This window comes from Vibrio chemaguriensis, from assembly GCF_012275705.1.
In the GTDB taxonomy this organism is placed as follows: Bacteria; Pseudomonadota; Gammaproteobacteria; order Enterobacterales; family Vibrionaceae; genus Vibrio; species Vibrio diabolicus.
On the sequence record NZ_SHOE01000006.1, the window covers coordinates 27,814 to 45,297 of the forward strand.

The window sequence follows — 17,484 nt, forward strand, 5'->3', positions numbered from 1 at the left end:
CATGAAAAGCAACAAAAGTAAGTCTATCGCACTTATCTCTGTCGTTGTTTTCGCATTGGCTATCGCTGCGCTTAAATTCGAAAACACACTCGGAGTTCTTCCCATCGTAGTCGCTATTATCGCGTTTTTTACCTGCGTCATTTACACCAGTATGTATCTTTCTGATATGAAGCGTTCAGAGTTGATAAGTCACTCTGATCATTCTCAAAAAATGTGTACCCACGCATCACGCAATGAGCTTGATGAGCGCGATAAAAAGCGTTGAAGCGAGTCACATTCTCCGTATGCTTTGCTGGAGCATTAATGCACTAACGTGTCGGAGATAAGCATGTCAAATCGAGTACCAACCAACCTACTGACCGGATTTTTGGGTGTCGGTAAAACGACCACGATTTTAAATCTACTGAAGAACAAACCGGAAAACGAAAACTGGGCGGTTTTGGTCAATGAATTTGGTGAGATTGGCATCGACGGTGCATTGATGACAGACCAAGGTGCGCTGATTAAAGAAGTACCGGGTGGCTGTATGTGTTGCACGGCGGGCGTGCCGATGTCGGTCGGTATTACCGCGTTACTGCGCCAAAAACCGGACCGTTTATTGATTGAGCCGACAGGCCTTGGTCATCCAAAACAGGTTATCGCGACGCTTACCTCAGAACAGTATGAACCTTACGTTGATCTAAAAGCGACGATCGCTCTGGTTGATCCGCGTAACTTAAGTAATGAAAAGTACCTTTCTAACCAAAATTTCGTGGACCAGTTAGACAGCGCAGATGTGGTTATAGGCAGTAAGGTTGACCTTTGTACCAGTCACGACATTGATGTGTTTAATGACTGGGTGACGGACCAATCTCCCTCAAAAGTATTCAGTAAGCTTATTCATGACGGTGAGTTACCGATAGAAGTCTTGGATATCGAACGGGTTTACGGCAGCGCTTCTTCCCATATCGAGTCACATCATCATGACCATGCTCACCAAGAGCCTCAATTCCAGTTGCCGCCAGGTGAAGCCTTTGTGCGTAAAGAGAACAAAGGGCAAGGGTATTTTAGTTGCGGGTGGTTGTTTGGGGCAGAGTACACGTTTGATTTTGATAAACTTTTCTCAATGCTTTCGGAATTAACGGCGGAACGTGTTAAAGCGGTGGTCAACACGGATCAGGGGTGTTACGCGTTTAATGTTGCCAACCGAGTCGTGTCGGTGAATGAAATCAGCTTAGAAGGGTTTGAATCACGATTAGAAGTGATAGATTCTCAGCTGTTGCCATGGGATGAACTTGAGCAAATTCTCCTTCAGTTGTCTGGCATCAAGCGTTAAATCGAACAAATGTTAAACGGAAACGGTGAACCAGCAATCTGTCTGCGTTCGCCGTTTTTGCTTTTGTAGCGTTTCAATGAGAAAAGTGAGATAAATCACTCAAATTCGGGTATAGTGCACGGCTAAATTTTTAAAGCTATTTTTAGTGGTTTGTTTAAGGAATACGCTCAATGTCATTTTCATCTCAAGGTTTTGCGCCAGAAGTGGTTAAAGCACTGGCAGAATGCGGTTATGAAAAGTTAACGCCAATTCAACAGAAGGCGATTCCAATGGCTCGCAAAGGCCATGATATTTTCGCTACAGCACAAACAGGTACTGGTAAAACGGCTGCGTTTTCTCTGCCTATGATTCAGCAGTTGTTAGACAGTAACCGTAGCGCTTCTCGTAAGACTGCTCGTGCACTTATCTTGGCTCCAACTCGCGAGCTTGCTGAACAAATTGCTGACAACATCAAAGCTTACACGAAGTACACCAATCTGTCGGTGGCGGCGATTTTCGGTGGTCGTAAAATGTCTTCTCAGGTTGCGGCACTGGAAAATGGTGTTGATATCCTTGTGGCTACACCTGGTCGATTGGAAGAACACATCGAACAAGGTAATGTCTCGGTGGCACACTTAGAGTTTTTGGTGTTTGATGAAGCAGACCGTATCTTGGATATGGGCTTTATTCATGCAGTTCGTAAGATCATGCTGGATGTGGATACAGACCCACAAATCATGATGTTTTCGGCAACGACTTCAAGCCAGCTAAATCTGTTAGCGAAAGACATTCTGCGTAAACCAAAACGTATCGAAGTAGAGCGTGCAAATACGACGGCACAAACAGTTGCTCACGTGCTATATCCAGTTGATCAAGAGCGAAAAACGGAACTGCTTTCAGAGCTAATTGGTCGTAAGAACTGGAAACAAGTGTTGGTATTTGTGAACTACAAAGAGACCGCAAACGAAGTGGTAAAAGAGCTGAAACTTGATGGTATCAAAGCGGTGGTTTGTCATGGTGACCGTGCTCAAAGCGCTCGTCGTCGTGCGCTAGAAGAGTTCAAGTCTGGCAAAGCACGTGTCATGGTGGCTACCGATGTCGCTGCTCGAGGTCTAGATATTGAAGACTTACCTCACGTTGTGAACTATGACATGCCTTTCCTAGCGGAAGATTACGTTCACCGAATTGGTCGTACGGGTCGTGCAGGTAAACAAGGTCATGCTGTTTCATTTGTAAACCGAGATGAAGAGCTCACGGTGGTTCAGGTTGAAAATCTAATCCAGCAACGCATTCGCCGTATTGAGCTTGCAGGCTATGAACCAAAACAGCGTGAATCTTACATTGAAAAGCTGCACTCAAAACCAGCATTCAAGAATCGTCAAGGTCGTCGTAATAATCCGAACCAGTCGGCAACAGACCAAGGGTCGGCAGAGCGTCGTCTTGCTATGGTGAAGCGCCTGAAAGCGCGTCGTGGCGCAAAGTAAATTACATCAGTTTGTGATGAAAAGAGCCCCTCAATTGAGGGGCTCTTTTTGTTTGCCGTTTCGCGTTAATTTAGGCCAAGCATATTGGGTTCACCACGATAAATAATGCGATCGTTTCCTCGGTGAATACCAAACGTAACAATGACGGGTGGGTTTTCCTCTTCACTTGTAGAGCTATCCCAGTCGTATTTCAGCCAAGGGATGCGATTGCCTGAGCTGTCTAAATCTAGGTGGAATTGTATTTGCTCGCGCGCTGAGTCAATTTGGCTTGCAACGATATCGGTCATTCTGCCAATACTCATCGTTCCAACGCCAGAAAGCAGGGCGTTGTTTGCTGGCGCATGCGACCAAATTGGCGTGCTGAAGTAATATTCACCATTCGCCGTTGTTGAGCTGTCATCGAAGTTAGTCGTAAATCGACCGTTTTGCCAAATTTCCACATCAAGTGGCACTTTGATCACCATGCCTTGGTTGCCACCTACATCTTGAAAGTTCAAACGACCGAATCGAATGTCCGGTTGTTGAGTGAGCATTTCGCTGTTATCAAAGAAATTTACCTCATCAACGGCTTTAGTCGTGACTATACCTATTTTGCTGCTGTCACTGTTAGTCCCTTTATTAAATGGGCCATCAGGGTATTGTTTATCGGTCGTGTTCTTTTTCCAACATGGGCTATTGTTACAAGTCGCATTGGTCGAGGGCTTCTCGATAACAAACGTTCCAACACTCGCGTTACCCAGTAGTTTCCAGTCTACCTTCTTAGGCTTAGGCGGCAAAAACCGATCGGAGTATGAGCTTAGCTCGCCTAAATCGAAATGTTGTTGAAGGTTAGATGAAAAGTGGACGTAGTTCTTCACGTTTTCTTTATTCGCATTGAGTGCGACAACATCGTAAGTGACTTTTTCAAAAGGTTGATTCATGTAAGCAAAAGTTTGGCCATGTGGGTAGTGCCATTCTTGGTCTTGCACTTGAAAATATTTTGGGTAAAAACGACCGATGTAACGATAGCCTTCGTTAACAGTCATACCTAGATATTTACTTTCTAGGTTTGTTTTTACTCTCAAGCTCCCGACTTCTTCCCAATATAATCCATTAAAGACGAATTGATCATTCTTAGCTGAATTATGCGCCTGAGCCAGTGAGTAACTACTTTTTAGCAATTTCGAGGTTTGGTTCGCTGTCTCTGATGGCGTATGTTGCTCACTCGACAAGACAACGGATGCTGCTGGAGCGTCATCAAGCATAAAATTACGGGTGATAGAGGCATCACAATAACGTGCTGATTCAACAGAACCACTTACAGAGCCGTCAGTTTGCCAAATGATCGGCTTCACTGTTAGAGAGAAAAGTTCTCCGGCGGCAATAAACCCATCTCCTTGTTCAGAGGTGCCAGAAGGCAAAGCACGTTGGTTGTCACAAATAGCGAGTGTCCATGGTCGCGAGTACACATTAAATGTCCCTTTCACTTCCACTTTGCCTTCTTCAGGGCACTCTTCAAATCCCTCACATTCAAAATGATCGGACAGTGTCACTTCAAATATGCCGGACTCGTTCGTGACAAGACCATGTTCAGACAAGCCGTCTTTAAATTCCGCTGAATAGCTAAAGTTTCCTTCACTTCCTCCTAATGGTTGAACCAATGGATGAAAAATCTTAGGAGTACCATTGTAGTTGCTTGCGACTACAGGTTCGCCGGTGGAAGCACAAGCAAGCAATCGCGCATGCACGTTTTCTGGTTTACCTGCAATAACGCGTATTTCATTTAAAGTTGCGCTTTTCGTCTTTGAATAGGCCTCAAACATATATGGCGTAAACATAAAGCTAACCGTTTGATGCTTGCTGGTGTCTTCTGCCATAGTGAAAGTCAGCGTGTAGTTAGTACCTAACGCGATGGTATCAATATCGTTCGGGACCACTCGAACAACGAGCTCACCATTGTCGTCAGACATAAATTGGTTTGCTTTTAATATCTGCTGACCTTTGACCACCTCTAAAGTGAACAAGTCAGGGTGTGATAGGGCTGCACTGACTTCTGCGCTTACAACTTCTCCATTATTGGTTGTTGTTGCTGTAAATTGCGGAAGATTGTCGCCGCACATCAGTGCCATGTCGTCCGATGGTGTGACGTTTAGGTCGAAGTCGTTCTCAGATGGAGGTTGCATGCTACAATTCGGAACATCTTGAGGGATGATCGGACAGAGCTGAGAAGAGTAGTGACAATCAGTGTCGCCCAATCCACAGTATTGCGTGTATTTGTTGTCTTGTGCTTTCGTTTGTGCACTTCCTGGCGTTTGTTGGATTTCACCACAAACTTGACTTGGCTGATTTGGAGCGTTGTTGAAGTTCAATGTTTGGAAGTATTTAATTGCTGTAGTAGAGCCATAGAACGAACCGTTCAATGCGGCAGATGCTCCTTTAGTCTCAGTAGTGCCGTAGATCTCCATGTCATCAATAAGCAGAGAACTGTGCGCCACAATATCACCGACGACGAAATGTCGTTGGAGAGGGTTCTTCGTCTTGAGATGCAATTGATGGCCTTTTGATTCAATGGTGCCACAAACGTTAGCGTTGAATATATCGGTCGTACTGTGAGTCAAAATGTCACCAATAATGGTGTTGTACTCACCATCAATATGAAGGGCCTCACCTGTTAGCTCTATATCCCCATCGATGAGAACGTTATTCAGCTTTGTTGGGTAAGCCGATAGAAGATCACCATAGATAACCGTGTGCTTGTTTTGGTAATCGTCAATGCTTGATGCTTTCTCATTGTTAACCGTTAATCCGGTAGCGAGTGCGTGGAGAGAGATACGCTTATTGGGTTCACCAATCGTATTGTTCCCCTCTAACACAATGCCATAATCTGCTTTTAACGTTATCTCTTTTTCCGGTAATGAGGAGATAATTTTGTCACCAGCGGGTAGAACTAGTTTCCCTGTACAGTGATAAGTCGTACCATCGCTTCCGATATTAAAACTCTTGTGTGAGCAAAGTTGACCTAGCTCAGATAGATCTTTGACGTCATAAGTGGTGGCGTGTGAGGCTAGCGGTAAAACAAGAACCGCAGCGAAAATACTGCAAAGACGCATCATCAAATGTCCTAAAAAAGTGGAACAAGATGGCATCAAGCGAGCGTGAGCAAGTGCTCACAGAAGTTGAAATGTCGGCGGTGTTTTTGGTTTTTAATCCGCTTACTTATTGAACTTTGGCTATTTTTATTTCGTATGTCATACCAAAGCTTATTGGCGTTATTAGAACTTAAGTATGAGATTAGTTCAATAGCTAAGTGTGACATGAGTCGCTTTATTTATGTAACTATTTGTTGGTAAAAGATAATAATTAACCATGTTGATTCAGAACCAGTAGCTTGAGCGTCCTGATTCTGAACAGAACTTAATCCTAGGCTGCGTGAACAATGAGTGGGGCCATTTGATATAACTCTTCTAGTATGGCTTTCGTTTGTCTCGAATAGACCAGACGATCGCGATCGCCAACGAGTTGAATGGCTCTGACTTTACCTGCAACCAGGCATTGCCTAATGGTGCGTAGAACCATTTGGATATCAATTTCTGAGGTACCATCAAGGCTGTTTTTGGTTTTTAGGGAGCCAAGGTCGATACTGAGGATTATTTGGTCGCAATGGTCGAGGTAATTGCCGATCAACTGCTTTACATTATTGCGATGACGAAAAGAAAACTCTTTATCGGTTACCCAGTCACAACCTTGATCCTCCGCGTATTCCCACGTTTCTTGCTTTGTATCTTGTTCGCTAACACCAGCAAAAAATAATCGCACGTTTTGATAGCGAGAAAGAGCAAAATGGAATGCCGAGCCTAAACGTGGTTCAAGTGTCGGCTTCAAGTTCATGTCATGTCCAATATTTACCACACCCACTTCGTCTCGATAGGACACGACCACAGGTAACATGGACAAGATTGCCTCGGTACAGTTGGTCACTAAAACGGGAATAGAATGACGAGAAAGCGAAAGGCTTAACGCTTCCTGAAACTCGCCATTTTCCAGCTTGTCGTGGTTGAAGTGACCAAAGTTTTCAGCGGTTTCATGATCATGCTGTTGGTACAGCCAGTCGCTAGCATTTTCTAAACTTTGATCAGCTAATTCAAACGCGCCCTTAGACATGGGTGGCAAATACTCACACACTGTCATAAAAGAAAAAGGGTAATGCTGCGGCTGTTTCACGGTGTGGTGGAGTTTATAGCGTTTGAAAAAGCTTAACATGATGAATTACCTTTCTGGTGGTAGTGCCCTTGCCGCTTGCAACACATGCAAAATAATGCGCTGCTTATCCTTTTCGACTCGGTGGGCCGGAGCCATCACCGAGACCGCGCCGATCAGTTTGCTTCCTTTCATCACTGGTGCACTGATGCCAGAAACACCCGGGTCAATTTCAGAAGTACTGACGGCATATCCGTGTTTACGGATGGTTGTGAGCTCTTTTTCCCATTCGTCTCGTCGGTGATCTTGATTAAAGTATCTCAAGATTTTCTCGCATCGACTTTGAGGCATAAAAGCGAGCATCACTTTAGATGAGGCACCACGTAGCAGAGGTTGACTTTGACCCTGGACGAAGCTGCAACGCAGCGCCTGCATACTTTCTTTTTGTCTGACACAAAGCGCGCGATACCCTGCAGGTACCATATAAGCGGCCATTTCCCCTGTTTGTTGTACCAACCGAGCCAGTATGGTTTCGACCATATCTAAACCATGCTGTGCGGTCTCATAGCTATGCATGAGCAGCAATGCTGCCGGGCCAACTACAAATGTCTTGTCGTGTACGCTTTCTTCAATCAAGTTCCACTCTTTGAGCAGCTTCAAGTGTCGGTAGAGACTGCTCAAAGGAACGTTCAATTGCTCGCTTAGCGTTTTCGCAGAGACTGGGAATGGACTAACTGCAACTTGCATTAACAACTGCAGTGCTTTTTCGTTTACCTGGTTCGCATTAGCTTTGTTTGTCGTCATGAGAGTGTTGTAACGTGTTATATGAATTACGACAAATATAATTCTTAATCACTGAGAAAAGAAAAATAATTTTAATGGGTAATTCTCGTAGAGTGAGAATTTGACGACTGAGGGCTTACCTCGGTACCGATAGGCTCAAAAATGATGTCGTATTGACGTCTCAGGTTTGAGTCGTTTGATGCTAAATTGGAACAGGAGGGATTAAGGCATTGTTTAGTTTGCGGTATTACCAAGTGTTTCGCATACTGAGTTAATCTAAATAAATAATATTATAAACGAGAGTTGCTAGTGGGTATCAGAATCCAGATACCATCTCAGTAAATCGGTTTTATAAAAGGTTACTTTTATATGCTGAATAAGGCGCTTTTTAAAAAAGCCATCATTTTTTTGTTGCCCATTCCTTTGATTGTTGGCGAAGTCTTGTATTTAGCTCGTGAAAGCGTGCAAAACAACCTCAACCATCTATTAGAAAAAAACGTTCAAATCGCAGACGAAATTTTATTCCAAATAGAGACCGAAAACCGCACGGCTTTGTTGCATCCTAGACGATGTGAAGAGCTTCAGCAAAACTTGATGTTTGAACGAGATATCGAAGAAATGCTGATTGTAAAAGATGGGATCATTACGTGCTCTTCTAAACTGGGCGTAATTTCTAAGCCGTTAGCCGAGCACATTACATTTCCCGAGGGACAAGCATTAGCACTTGGAAACGTGGATAGCGTATATGACCAATTTTTGCTCGTCGTGACCGAAGGAGAGCGAGGTTATCAAGCGGTGACGATTATTGATCATGACTACTTTAATGCGAAGATAGGATTTAATAACGATTTACGTTTAAAACGCTCTGCCTTATTTATCCATGACCAAGTTGCACCTGAAGAAGCGTTGAGAACGGGAAGTAACCCTATTGGCATCAAATCGTCGCAAATGTTTGAATATGAAGCTTTGAGTGAAGCTAGCGATCTATTCGTCAAACAGAGAACACTTTCCTATTTTTTGTATTCAATTCCAATCATTTTTGTTATCTATCTTTGCTTATATGCGTTAAATAAATTTATCGATCCTCATCGAAGCTTGGTCCTGGATTTAAAGAAAGCCATAAAGAAAGGCGAGTTGACTCTGTATTACCAGCCCCAGGTTAACGTCAATACTGGTCAACTATTTGGTTTTGAAGCCCTAGTGCGATGGGAACATCAGAATAAAGGGTTCATTTCTCCTGATGAGTTTGTGCCAGCGGCGGAGCAAAGTGGATTGGTCTTTTTACTCACGGATTACGTTCTCGATAAAGCGGCAGAAGACTTTAGTAAATTAGACTTTAATCAGTCTGTTCACCTTGGTATTAATGTGCCGCCCGGTTACTTAGTTGGGCCAAACGCGATTAGAAAGATTCAACTCATTGATAGGAAGTTAAGTCGAAATAACGTCTCATTAGGCATAGAGATAACAGAACGTCAACTCATTGATGCTGAAGCCAGAAAGTGCATCGCAGCGCTGCGAGTACATGGAATTGATGTGTTGATCGACGATTTTGGTACCGGTCAAACCTCGCTGGCGTTTCTGCAGCACATGCGTATTGATTACCTAAAAATCGATAAATGTTTTGTCGAAACTATTGGTATACCTAGCCTTAGTGCTTCCGTTTTAAAAGCTATTGTTCACTTTGCGGAAGAGCTAAAAGTACAACTCATCGCTGAAGGTGTAGAAACAACGGCGCAAGCCGACCATTTGAAAAAGATGGGAGTGCGATATCATCAAGGATATTTTTACTCCAAGCCTTTACCTTATGATCAACTTGCTCAGCGAAGTCATTATGATTGGTAAACGTTAGCCCGGTAACATTGGTCATTGTCATCAAAAACAAACTCTAGCTCATTCTTGATGCTATCCAAGCGGTCTTCTTGGTAATGAGATACATACAATAGCTGGCTTAAATTCTCTCGGGCGATGAGCTCAAGTGTATTCTTAACTAAACGCCTGCCAAGAAAATCCAACCCTTGATATGGCTCGTCCAAAATCAGTAATGTTGGTTGTTTAACGATGGCTCTTGCAATCAACAACAGGCGCTGCTGACCGTACTCTAATTGCTTGAATGAGGTTTCTCGGTATTGGCTCATATGTAGGATGTCGAGCCATTCGTCTGCGATGTCCACTTCTTTACGAGTGGGTTGGTTATACAACCCTATGGAGTCGTAAAAACCGGACAAAATCACGTCTAGCGCACTGCAGTTAACGCGGTATTGAAGGTGTAACGCTGAAGATACCATGCCTATGTGCTGCTTAATTTCCCAGATTGTCTCGCCAGACCCTCGATTTTTACCAAAGATATCAATGTCATTGCTGTAGCACTGAGGATGATCACCAAAGATTAACCCAAGCAAGGTGCTCTTCCCACAGCCATTTGGACCTTTGACTTGCCAGTGCTGACCCTTGTCTATTCGCCAGTTTAAGTCAGTAAAGATCTTCTTATCAGTGTATTCAACAGACCCATTTGTTAGTTCAAATATTGGATTGTCGAAGTGTGTCGAGTGCTGATGCTGACGTATCAAGTTCATCATTTCTTCACTCTGTTGCTCGGACTGAGATTTAATTTGTTCAATGATTGGATGATTATCCCAACTGGATTTATCCATCGTACTGTCCAGCTTTCCCGCACTGAAAAGCGCAACTCGATCAATCCACTCAGGTATATCAGACTCGCGAGAAAACGTGACCAGCAGCTGTACGGTTTGAGAAATCGAGTGTAAATAGTGAGCGAGAGCTGCTCGATGGGCAATATCTAAACCAGTAAATGGGTTATCTAGCAGTAACAAATCAGGCTGTGTTGCTAAAGCGCGAGCTAGCATCACTCGTCTTGTTTCCCCTGTAGAGAGAACACGAAAGCCACTGTGTTTAAGGTGAGTTAGGTCGAGGTCGGTAATCAGCTGATCTATTAAATTAGAGTCTTGGCTGCGCTCCTGAATGAGTGAGTAAACGGTACTGCCTTGATCGATACGATCAAGGCAGTCTGTATCGTCCTTTTCTAATTCTCTTTCCAGTAATCGCTGTTGCTCTGATAACGACACTTGAGCAACGGACAGCCCATCAAGCTCAAGTTTTCCGCTTATTGGTGAAAGTTCACCACAAATAAGGTCTCCAAGTAGAGAACCAATATCCCCATCCGCGCTGAATATTCCCCAAGATTGCTGAGTATCTATTTTCCAATCGTCAATAAATAGGTGAGCCGTGTTCCCTTGAGCAGCAAGTTGACTAAAACGAATAGTCATATGTTTGTCTTCCTTGTTTTCGTTGTAATCGTTTATTTATAACAATTTACGAACTCAGTAAGGAAGCGCTTTTGTGTATTAATTTTAATCAATGCAGCATCTTGTGAGCACTCAAGGGTAGTGCTATTTGAGAGTGAAACAGCCACTACGCTTGCAGGTAATAAATTGACCTATCAGTAATTTCATTGAATTTTACAATGCGCTTATCATTATGCGCATAAATGTTATGCTGCTACACTCATACTTGCCGTTTATTTAATTAATCAATGTAAGGACACATGTTTATGAGTGAAACGGAATATGATTACCCTTCGAGTTACAGCCTAGTTTCTATCACCGATACGTCCAGCTATATCAAATATGCCAGTGAAAACTTTAATGAAGTCGCGGGGTTTGATGATGGTGAACTTATCGGTAAGCCTCACAATGTTGTACGCCACCCCGACATGCCGAAACAGGCTTTTAAAGATTTATGGACTCACCTGAAAACTGGAAAGCACTGGATGGGAATGGTGAAAAACCGACGTAAAAACGGAGGGTATTATTGGGTTGATGCGTTTGCTTCTCCTATCAAATCCAATGGTGAAGTTGTTGAGTACCAATCGGTTCGATTTAAACCTGAGCGTATACACGTTCAACGAGCGGAAAAAGCGTATTCAAAACTTCGGAATAACAGTAAACCATTGCAAATGTATCTTCCCCGTACGCGTTTGTGGATGAGAGCAGCCTTCTTTCTTTTCATTTCAAACCTTCTTGGCTTGCTAACTCTACAAATGAATCAATCACCAGCGGTGGCCTTTGGCATTGCTGCATTACTTTCCGTTTTCTCAATTTATGTATTAACAAGGCCAGTTGAGAAGCTCGCTAGACAGGCTAGGCAAGACTTCAATAATCCACTAATGGAGTATATTTATTGCGGAAAAATTAACGATCTGGCTGAAATTGAGCTGGGTATGAAGATGCGTAAGCAATTTGCAGATGCGCTATTAGGGCGAGTCGGGGTGTCTGTAAAAGACTCTTGCGAAGAAACGCGTGCAAGTGCCAACAGTGCTGCGACTAATAGCCAGCAAGTGACGGAAAACTTGAGTGCACAGAAAGTAGAGATCGACTCGGTCGCTACAGCGGTCAATGAGATGCAAGCCTCATCATCTGAGATATCAAATAATGCTCAAGCGACTGCTGATGCTACGCTAGAAGCGCAGAACACGATGACAGATAGCCGTAGCGTTATCGATAATGTTAACCACTCGGTGCTAGAGCTGGTGGGTGAGCTCGGCGAAATCTCTAAAGTGGTCATGCGTTTGAACCAACAAACCGAGCAAATAGGAACTGTTGTTGAAGTGATCAATGATATTGCTGAACAAACCAACTTATTAGCGTTGAATGCAGCAATTGAAGCGGCGAGGGCAGGCGAACAAGGAAGAGGGTTTGCAGTCGTTGCGGATGAAGTGAGAACCCTTGCTAAAAGAACACAGGAATCGACAACAGAAATTAAAGCGGCCATTGAGGGGATTCAAAAGGGCAGTAAATCAGCGGTTTCTGCGCTAGAGAAAGGCAATGACATGTCGACCGGAACGGTAACATTATTAGGCACGGCTTTAGAGAGCATCCAACAGCTGCAATCTCTCGTTCAGGATGTAGTCGAGCGAAATCAACAAATTGCGGTAGCTATAGAAGAACAGGTTTACGTAACGGATGAGATTAACGAAAACATCCAGTCGCTTAACTTAAAGTACAGTGAATCGTATGATCTGATGACAGAAACAAATCAGATGAACTCTAAAGTGCAAAGTTGTACCAATGACCTATCTGAAATGATTAAGAAGTTTGCTTAAACACTAGAAAATAGAAATAAAGAGCCCGCTAATTTTTAGCGGGCTCTTTATTCGAATGTGGTGAAGTTCTGGGGCCGTATACGACTAGGGGTTCGAACCTCCGTCATTTTACAAACACTAAAACGACGAAAGCTCGCAATAAATGCGAGCGTTCTAAATAAGTGGCGGAGAGATAGGGATTTGAAAACTATCTACACTGAAACCTATAAAAATCAAAGTCTTTGACTCGATGGAGGATTTTCTGCTGAAAATGGAAAAGTCTAGAACCCAACAGTGAGTCACATCAGGAACTTCAATTTAACACTCTATCTTCTTCTTGGAAAGTACAAATTTTCAACTATAGAAACCAGAACCTAGCAAGGGTAATTATGCTCACTAGCTGTCCGCACAGCATTTCAAGAAGAGCAGAATCAATTTTGTTGGGTAGCGCACAAATCTCATCATTTTATGTGATTAGTTGCACTTTTTCTACCAACTGAAGGTTACCTTGAGTTAACGGTTCTTAGATTAACTGGTATAGTTAACTAACTAAAATAACTCCACTTTTTCATCTCTAATGATTAATAAATATCATTTCTGGACTGAATTTTTCACCGACTAATAGGAAGTATTGAATGGAGGTAGCAGATCCTGATTGGGGCTGTACGCATACGAAGCATTCTGATGAACAATCAATTCATGCCTGTATTGTCAATGTAGAAGATTTAACGTTCATCGCCCAAATGTTAACTCAATCCGTATTGGATACATCATGGATGTTAAATATGGACGCGGGAACCCAACGTAGTTATAAATACACTGCTAATGAGACTGCTGAAGCCCTTGTCCAAATCTTTAATGAAGTAGCGAATGGGAACCCTTTGGGAGCTGAATTTGGTGAAGTAATGGTCTCCATAGGTTCCTCTCGAGCGCTAGAACTAATTTTTGAACATAACCGATTACCAATCGCGGAAATCTGGAAACCGCAAAAAAAACAAAATGAAGGATTTGACTTTCATACGGAATGCAATGACAACTTAATAAATTTCGGTGAGGCTAAATATTCAGCTAGTACAAATCCTCATGGTGAAGCTATTCCTCAAATCGGTAGATTTCTCAATGAAGAAAAACACTTTCGTGATCGTGTACATCTCATCAACCTAACGAAACAGGAAAGTATAGAAAACTTAGATCAAGACAAATATGGAGTTATCGCAGCTTTTTCTATCACATCTCAAGAGCTTGATAAAATAATGGCAAACGCTTTAGCTAGCATAGCCAAATCAGATTTAATTGGCAAAGCTAATAAAATATATGTTGTTGGTGTAAAATGTTCGAAATAAAAAACATACAAAATGAAAATGACGCAAGAAGATTATTGCTAGACACCATATCAATTTTACATAGAGATGGTCCGACGGATAATAAAATCATTGAAAAAATATCATATTTAAAATTGTTTTATCCAGAAGTGTTTTTTGATCTTGAAGAGCAAGTAATATCTACCCTTGGATTGTTTTATAAAAACCCAAATCCTAACAACTTACTCTCATTTATTTTATCTGGGGTTGGTAATACACATAAGAAAAAATACAATGAATACTTAACTCCCGTCCAAGCTCATGTGAGGAATGCAATAGAAAGCCAGCAGTATGTTTCAATATCAGCACCAACAAGTGCGGGAAAATCATTTTCTATCAGAGATTATATTAATGAAATGCAAGGGGATTGTGTAATAGTAGTTCCCTCTAGAGCACTTATTGCCGAGTATATAAAGACATTACGCGATTCTTTTAAGGGTAATAAATCCGTTATGATTTTGTCATTTGTTGATTATGTATTTACTGACAGGCATCTAAGAAGAATATTTGTACTAACTCCAGAAAGGGCAAGGGAACTATTCCACTCAAAAGACAAAGGAGATATAAAGCTATTCTTCTTCGATGAAGCACAGGTGTCTGAGGAAAAAGAACGCGGTGTTATTTTTGATGTGCTAGTTAGGCGGGTTAAAAAAGCATACCCTGATGCTAAGCTAATATTCGCACATCCATTCGTTGAAAACCCATCCGCACAATTTAAGAAGCATGAAATAAGTGATGAAAATTCTTTTTCACGCTCGTATCCACACAGTACAGTAGGTAAAGTATTTGTTTTTGGTCATAAGAACAATAAGGATTATTACTTTTCTCCATATAATAATAAAGGTTATTTAGTAAAAAACTGTCTACAACTGGAAAACAAGTTTGAAGTTACCGCTTTTGATGGAACAAAGTCAGTATTAGTTTTTGTATCAAAGGCCTCTATATATCGCGGCGACTTTATTGACGGTTTCTCTAAGTATATAGATAAATTTGAAGCTGTTACAGACCCTCACGCTTTGAAGATAATTTCTCAAGTAGAGGACCACCTCGGTGCTAACGATACTGATCATCGTTCTAGATTGGTTGATCTACTAAAGAAAGGTGTTGTTATTCACCACGGTTCGATTCCTTTAGATGTTCGATTTTTAGTCGAAGATTTTATACGTCAAGGATTTGCGAAAATTTGCTTCGCTACAAGTACCCTAGCACAAGGCATAAATATGCCATTTGATATCGTTTGGCTTGAAAGTATGCGTATTGAGAGCGACTCCGATGATGATAGAGCGCTATCTTTCAAAAACTTAATTGGGCGCAGTGGCAGACTTTCTAGTGAAATGAAATTTGACTTTGGTTATGTGTACACCAAAAGCCCTAAGCTAGCGATAGAACGGATAAATAATAATTTTAAATTGTCTGAAGAATCACTGTTAGATCAAGATGTAGATAACGTTTCAGACGAAAAAGAACTAATTTCATCAATTAAAGATGGAACTTTTAATGATGAACTGAGCTTACCTCAAACTAAAATAGAACGATTATCAACCGATGAATCACTCGAAAATATAAAAATTGTCTTGAACTTGTTCTATGGTAATGGTTTTGGTATTAGCTTATTTGGACCAGAGAATCAAGACAATCGAATAATTTGTAAATCTGCTCTTAAGAAAATATATTGTTTATCTTTAGGAAGAGAACTTTACGATGGAGAAGACAGTGTTTTTGACAATGCGATTAATATATTTTTTCAAATTATTCAAGGGCGATCATTTAAAGAGATTGTTGGTATAAGATATAGTTACATATCAAAACGAGGAGAAAACAGAAATGTTAATGCTGCGTTTTCACAACCAGCAAACAAACTGCCAGACAGTAAACTAACCTCTAGATTCTCATTATTTCCTATAGGAACAAAAGCAAAAGATGTAAGCTATGATGCTATAGTTTTTGATACTTATGATTATTTAGATACTGTTATCTCATTCTCGTTGTCAGATGTTTTGATAGGAGCGATGTCTATCTATCACAAATTCACAAAGGACAATAACGCCCTGAAAATGATTGAGCTACTGAAGTATGGAACAAATAACTCAGTACATACATTACTTCTCAGATATGGATTCCCACCAGACGATGTTAAAATATTGGCTGAATATGTCGATTCTATATCTGAAGCAACAATATCTTTCAAAGACAACATTCATGGTGGCCCCGAAGAAGTACGGGAGCTTGTAGAGTGGTATCTACCCTAATCTAAATTCACTAACTGTATAGGAGGGAAACCTCCTATACAGTACACCTACCATTCCAACTTAGAAATCTCGTGCTCATAGTTCTCCCCCTTAACCAGCATCGGTAACAGGTGAAGCTCTAATTGATAGACTCTAGCCAGGCATAACAAGGTTTCGATGGTGCAAGATGCTGGTTCATTTTCGATTTTAGATATCGTTGCTTGCCGTAGCCCGCTTAACTCTGAAGCCTGCTTTTGTGTCAATCCACTGTTTTGCCTTGCTTCTCGCATCCAGTTTGCCAACGCTAATGGATCACTCACGTACATCTTCTATCTTCCTTTTACCCAGTAATTCAAATCCTCATATACTCTATGGCGTATATTTTCTATTTATACGCTAAAGAGTATATTTGAGCCGTCAGCCTCGGGCGGATAGGTACTTGTAATAAGTTGCTCTACCTACACCCTGTGCTTTACATGCAGCACTGACGGTTTCACCGTCAGAAACTAGCAAATTAACAGTTCGGCACTTTTGTGCTGTCTCTGCGTTCACAGGTCGTCCTTTGTAGCGTCCTTCTACCTTTGCTTTTGCGATACCTTGCTGAGCACGTTTCTGGCGCGTTTCGTAATCATCACGAGCCATCGCTGCGCCCAGATCCAACATGAAGTTTGTTAACGCCTGCTGAATTGCCGAGACTGACACATCTGCATCAGATAAAGACTGGTGGGTCATAGGTTGATCTGCAACTACGATTGATATCCCTTTAGCTTTGATTCGCGCTTTGAGGGTTTCCCAGATTTGGAACGGCAAGCGCGTCAATCTATCCATTTTTTCAATCAATAGGACATCGCCATCTTCAGAGTCTTCAATGAGCCGATCTAGCTCAGGACGCTCGGCTGCTGTACCTGATATATTCTCCTGATAGAAAGATGCAATCTGTAGATTATTGGATTTAACGAATTCTCGTAATTCCTGCTTAGCACGAGAAGAGTCTTGCTCATCAGTTGAGGCTCTTAAATAAGCTCTTATCATTTTCTATGTCCCTAGAATGGCATTTTGT

13 protein-coding genes are annotated in these 17,484 nt (G+C 41.9%); 7 read left to right on the forward strand and 6 right to left on the reverse strand.

Annotated features, from left to right (window positions below):
• Nucleotide 1: 1 nt before the first annotated feature.
• The 3 genes from EX191_RS07615 (at nt 2) to EX191_RS07625 (ending at nt 2,778) form a co-directional block, all read left to right on the forward strand.
• Nucleotides 2-265 (forward strand): hypothetical protein, encoded by a 264-nt coding sequence (locus EX191_RS07615; RefSeq protein WP_005391057.1) that lies wholly within the window; start codon nt 2-4, stop codon nt 263-265.
• A gap of 63 nt (nt 266-328) precedes the next feature.
• Nucleotides 329-1,315, forward strand: coding sequence for a CobW family GTP-binding protein (locus EX191_RS07620; RefSeq protein ID WP_193447478.1), 987 nt, complete (start codon nt 329-331; stop codon nt 1,313-1,315).
• Between the two features lie 170 nt (nt 1,316-1,485).
• Nucleotides 1,486-2,778: a DEAD/DEAH box helicase gene (locus EX191_RS07625; RefSeq protein ID WP_005386186.1), complete on the forward strand. Its 1,293-nt coding sequence runs from the start codon at nt 1,486-1,488 to the stop codon at nt 2,776-2,778.
• 65 nt (nt 2,779-2,843) lie between these two features.
• Here EX191_RS07625 and EX191_RS07630 read toward each other — a convergent pair whose 3' ends face one another.
• The 3 genes from EX191_RS07630 to EX191_RS07640 form a co-directional block, all read right to left on the reverse strand.
• Entirely contained in the window at nt 2,844-5,870 is a 3,027-nt protein-coding gene (locus tag EX191_RS07630; protein WP_193447479.1) for a DUF6701 domain-containing protein, read from the reverse strand.
• 307 nt (nt 5,871-6,177) lie between these two features.
• The gene (locus EX191_RS07635) at nt 6,178-7,017 is read right to left on the reverse strand and encodes an arginase family protein (protein WP_005391051.1); all 840 of its coding nucleotides are present in this window, start codon (nt 7,015-7,017) and stop codon (nt 6,178-6,180) included.
• A gap of 6 nt (nt 7,018-7,023) precedes the next feature.
• A complete protein-coding gene (locus EX191_RS07640; RefSeq protein WP_065646954.1) occupies nt 7,024-7,758 on the reverse strand; it encodes an IclR family transcriptional regulator in 735 nt (244 codons plus the stop codon).
• A gap of 348 nt (nt 7,759-8,106) precedes the next feature.
• On the opposite strand from EX191_RS07640, the gene EX191_RS07645 reads away from it, so the two are divergent.
• Nucleotides 8,107-9,579, forward strand: a complete 1,473-nt coding sequence (locus EX191_RS07645) for an EAL domain-containing protein (protein WP_176319588.1) — start codon at nt 8,107-8,109, stop codon at nt 9,577-9,579.
• Here the strand turns inward: EX191_RS07645 and modF are convergent.
• On the reverse strand, nt 9,567-11,021 hold the full coding sequence (gene modF / locus EX191_RS07650) for a molybdate ABC transporter ATP-binding protein ModF (protein ID WP_193447480.1): 1,455 nt from the start codon (nt 11,019-11,021) through the stop codon (nt 9,567-9,569). The two genes, EX191_RS07645 and modF, sit on opposite strands and share 13 nt — an antisense overlap.
• A 284-nt stretch (nt 11,022-11,305) precedes the next feature.
• On the opposite strand from modF, the gene EX191_RS07655 reads away from it, so the two are divergent.
• From EX191_RS07655 to EX191_RS07665, 3 genes are all read left to right on the forward strand, one after another.
• Entirely contained in the window at nt 11,306-12,856 is a 1,551-nt protein-coding gene (locus tag EX191_RS07655; RefSeq protein WP_193447481.1) for a methyl-accepting chemotaxis protein, read from the forward strand.
• A gap of 614 nt (nt 12,857-13,470) precedes the next feature.
• Nucleotides 13,471-14,178 (forward strand): hypothetical protein, encoded by a 708-nt coding sequence (locus EX191_RS07660; RefSeq protein ID WP_193447482.1) that lies wholly within the window; start codon nt 13,471-13,473, stop codon nt 14,176-14,178.
• Nucleotides 14,166-16,445 carry a DEAD/DEAH box helicase gene (locus tag EX191_RS07665; RefSeq protein WP_193447483.1) on the forward strand — a complete coding sequence of 760 codons (2,280 nt, stop codon included), beginning with the start codon at nt 14,166-14,168 and terminating at the stop codon, nt 16,443-16,445. Before EX191_RS07660 ends, EX191_RS07665 begins: the two co-directional genes overlap by 13 nt.
• A 47-nt stretch (nt 16,446-16,492) precedes the next feature.
• Here EX191_RS07665 and EX191_RS07670 read toward each other — a convergent pair whose 3' ends face one another.
• Nucleotides 16,493-16,750: a helix-turn-helix domain-containing protein gene (locus EX191_RS07670; RefSeq protein ID WP_193447484.1), complete on the reverse strand. Its 258-nt coding sequence runs from the start codon at nt 16,748-16,750 to the stop codon at nt 16,493-16,495.
• Nucleotides 16,751-16,841: 91 nt separating this feature from the next.
• A complete protein-coding gene (locus tag EX191_RS07675) occupies nt 16,842-17,456 on the reverse strand; it encodes a recombinase family protein (RefSeq protein WP_193447485.1) in 615 nt (204 codons plus the stop codon).
• Between the last annotated feature and the right edge of the window lie 28 nt (nt 17,457-17,484).

Bases quoted from the DNA above. Each gene is read 5' to 3' on its own strand.
- EX191_RS07640 (WP_065646954.1), bottom strand. From the start codon at position 7,758: ATGACGACAAACAAAGCTAATGCGAACCAGGTAAACGAAAAAGCACTG.
- EX191_RS07645 (WP_176319588.1), top strand. From the start codon at position 8,107: ATGCTGAATAAGGCGCTTTTTAAAAAAGCCATCATTTTTTTGTTGCCC.
- modF (WP_193447480.1), bottom strand. From the start codon at position 11,021: ATGACTATTCGTTTTAGTCAACTTGCTGCTCAAGGGAACACGGCTCAC.
- EX191_RS07625 (WP_005386186.1), top strand. From the start codon at position 1,486: ATGTCATTTTCATCTCAAGGTTTTGCGCCAGAAGTGGTTAAAGCACTG.
- EX191_RS07675 (WP_193447485.1), bottom strand. From the start codon at position 17,456: ATGATAAGAGCTTATTTAAGAGCCTCAACTGATGAGCAAGACTCTTCT.
- EX191_RS07635 (WP_005391051.1), bottom strand. From the start codon at position 7,017: ATGTTAAGCTTTTTCAAACGCTATAAACTCCACCACACCGTGAAACAG.
- EX191_RS07655 (WP_193447481.1), top strand. From the start codon at position 11,306: ATGAGTGAAACGGAATATGATTACCCTTCGAGTTACAGCCTAGTTTCT.
- EX191_RS07630 (WP_193447479.1), bottom strand. From the start codon at position 5,870: ATGATGCGTCTTTGCAGTATTTTCGCTGCGGTTCTTGTTTTACCGCTA.
- EX191_RS07660 (WP_193447482.1), top strand. From the start codon at position 13,471: ATGGAGGTAGCAGATCCTGATTGGGGCTGTACGCATACGAAGCATTCT.
- EX191_RS07665 (WP_193447483.1), top strand. From the start codon at position 14,166: ATGTTCGAAATAAAAAACATACAAAATGAAAATGACGCAAGAAGATTA.
- EX191_RS07620 (WP_193447478.1), top strand. From the start codon at position 329: ATGTCAAATCGAGTACCAACCAACCTACTGACCGGATTTTTGGGTGTC.
- EX191_RS07670 (WP_193447484.1), bottom strand. From the start codon at position 16,750: ATGTACGTGAGTGATCCATTAGCGTTGGCAAACTGGATGCGAGAAGCA.
- EX191_RS07615 (WP_005391057.1), top strand. From the start codon at position 2: ATGAAAAGCAACAAAAGTAAGTCTATCGCACTTATCTCTGTCGTTGTT.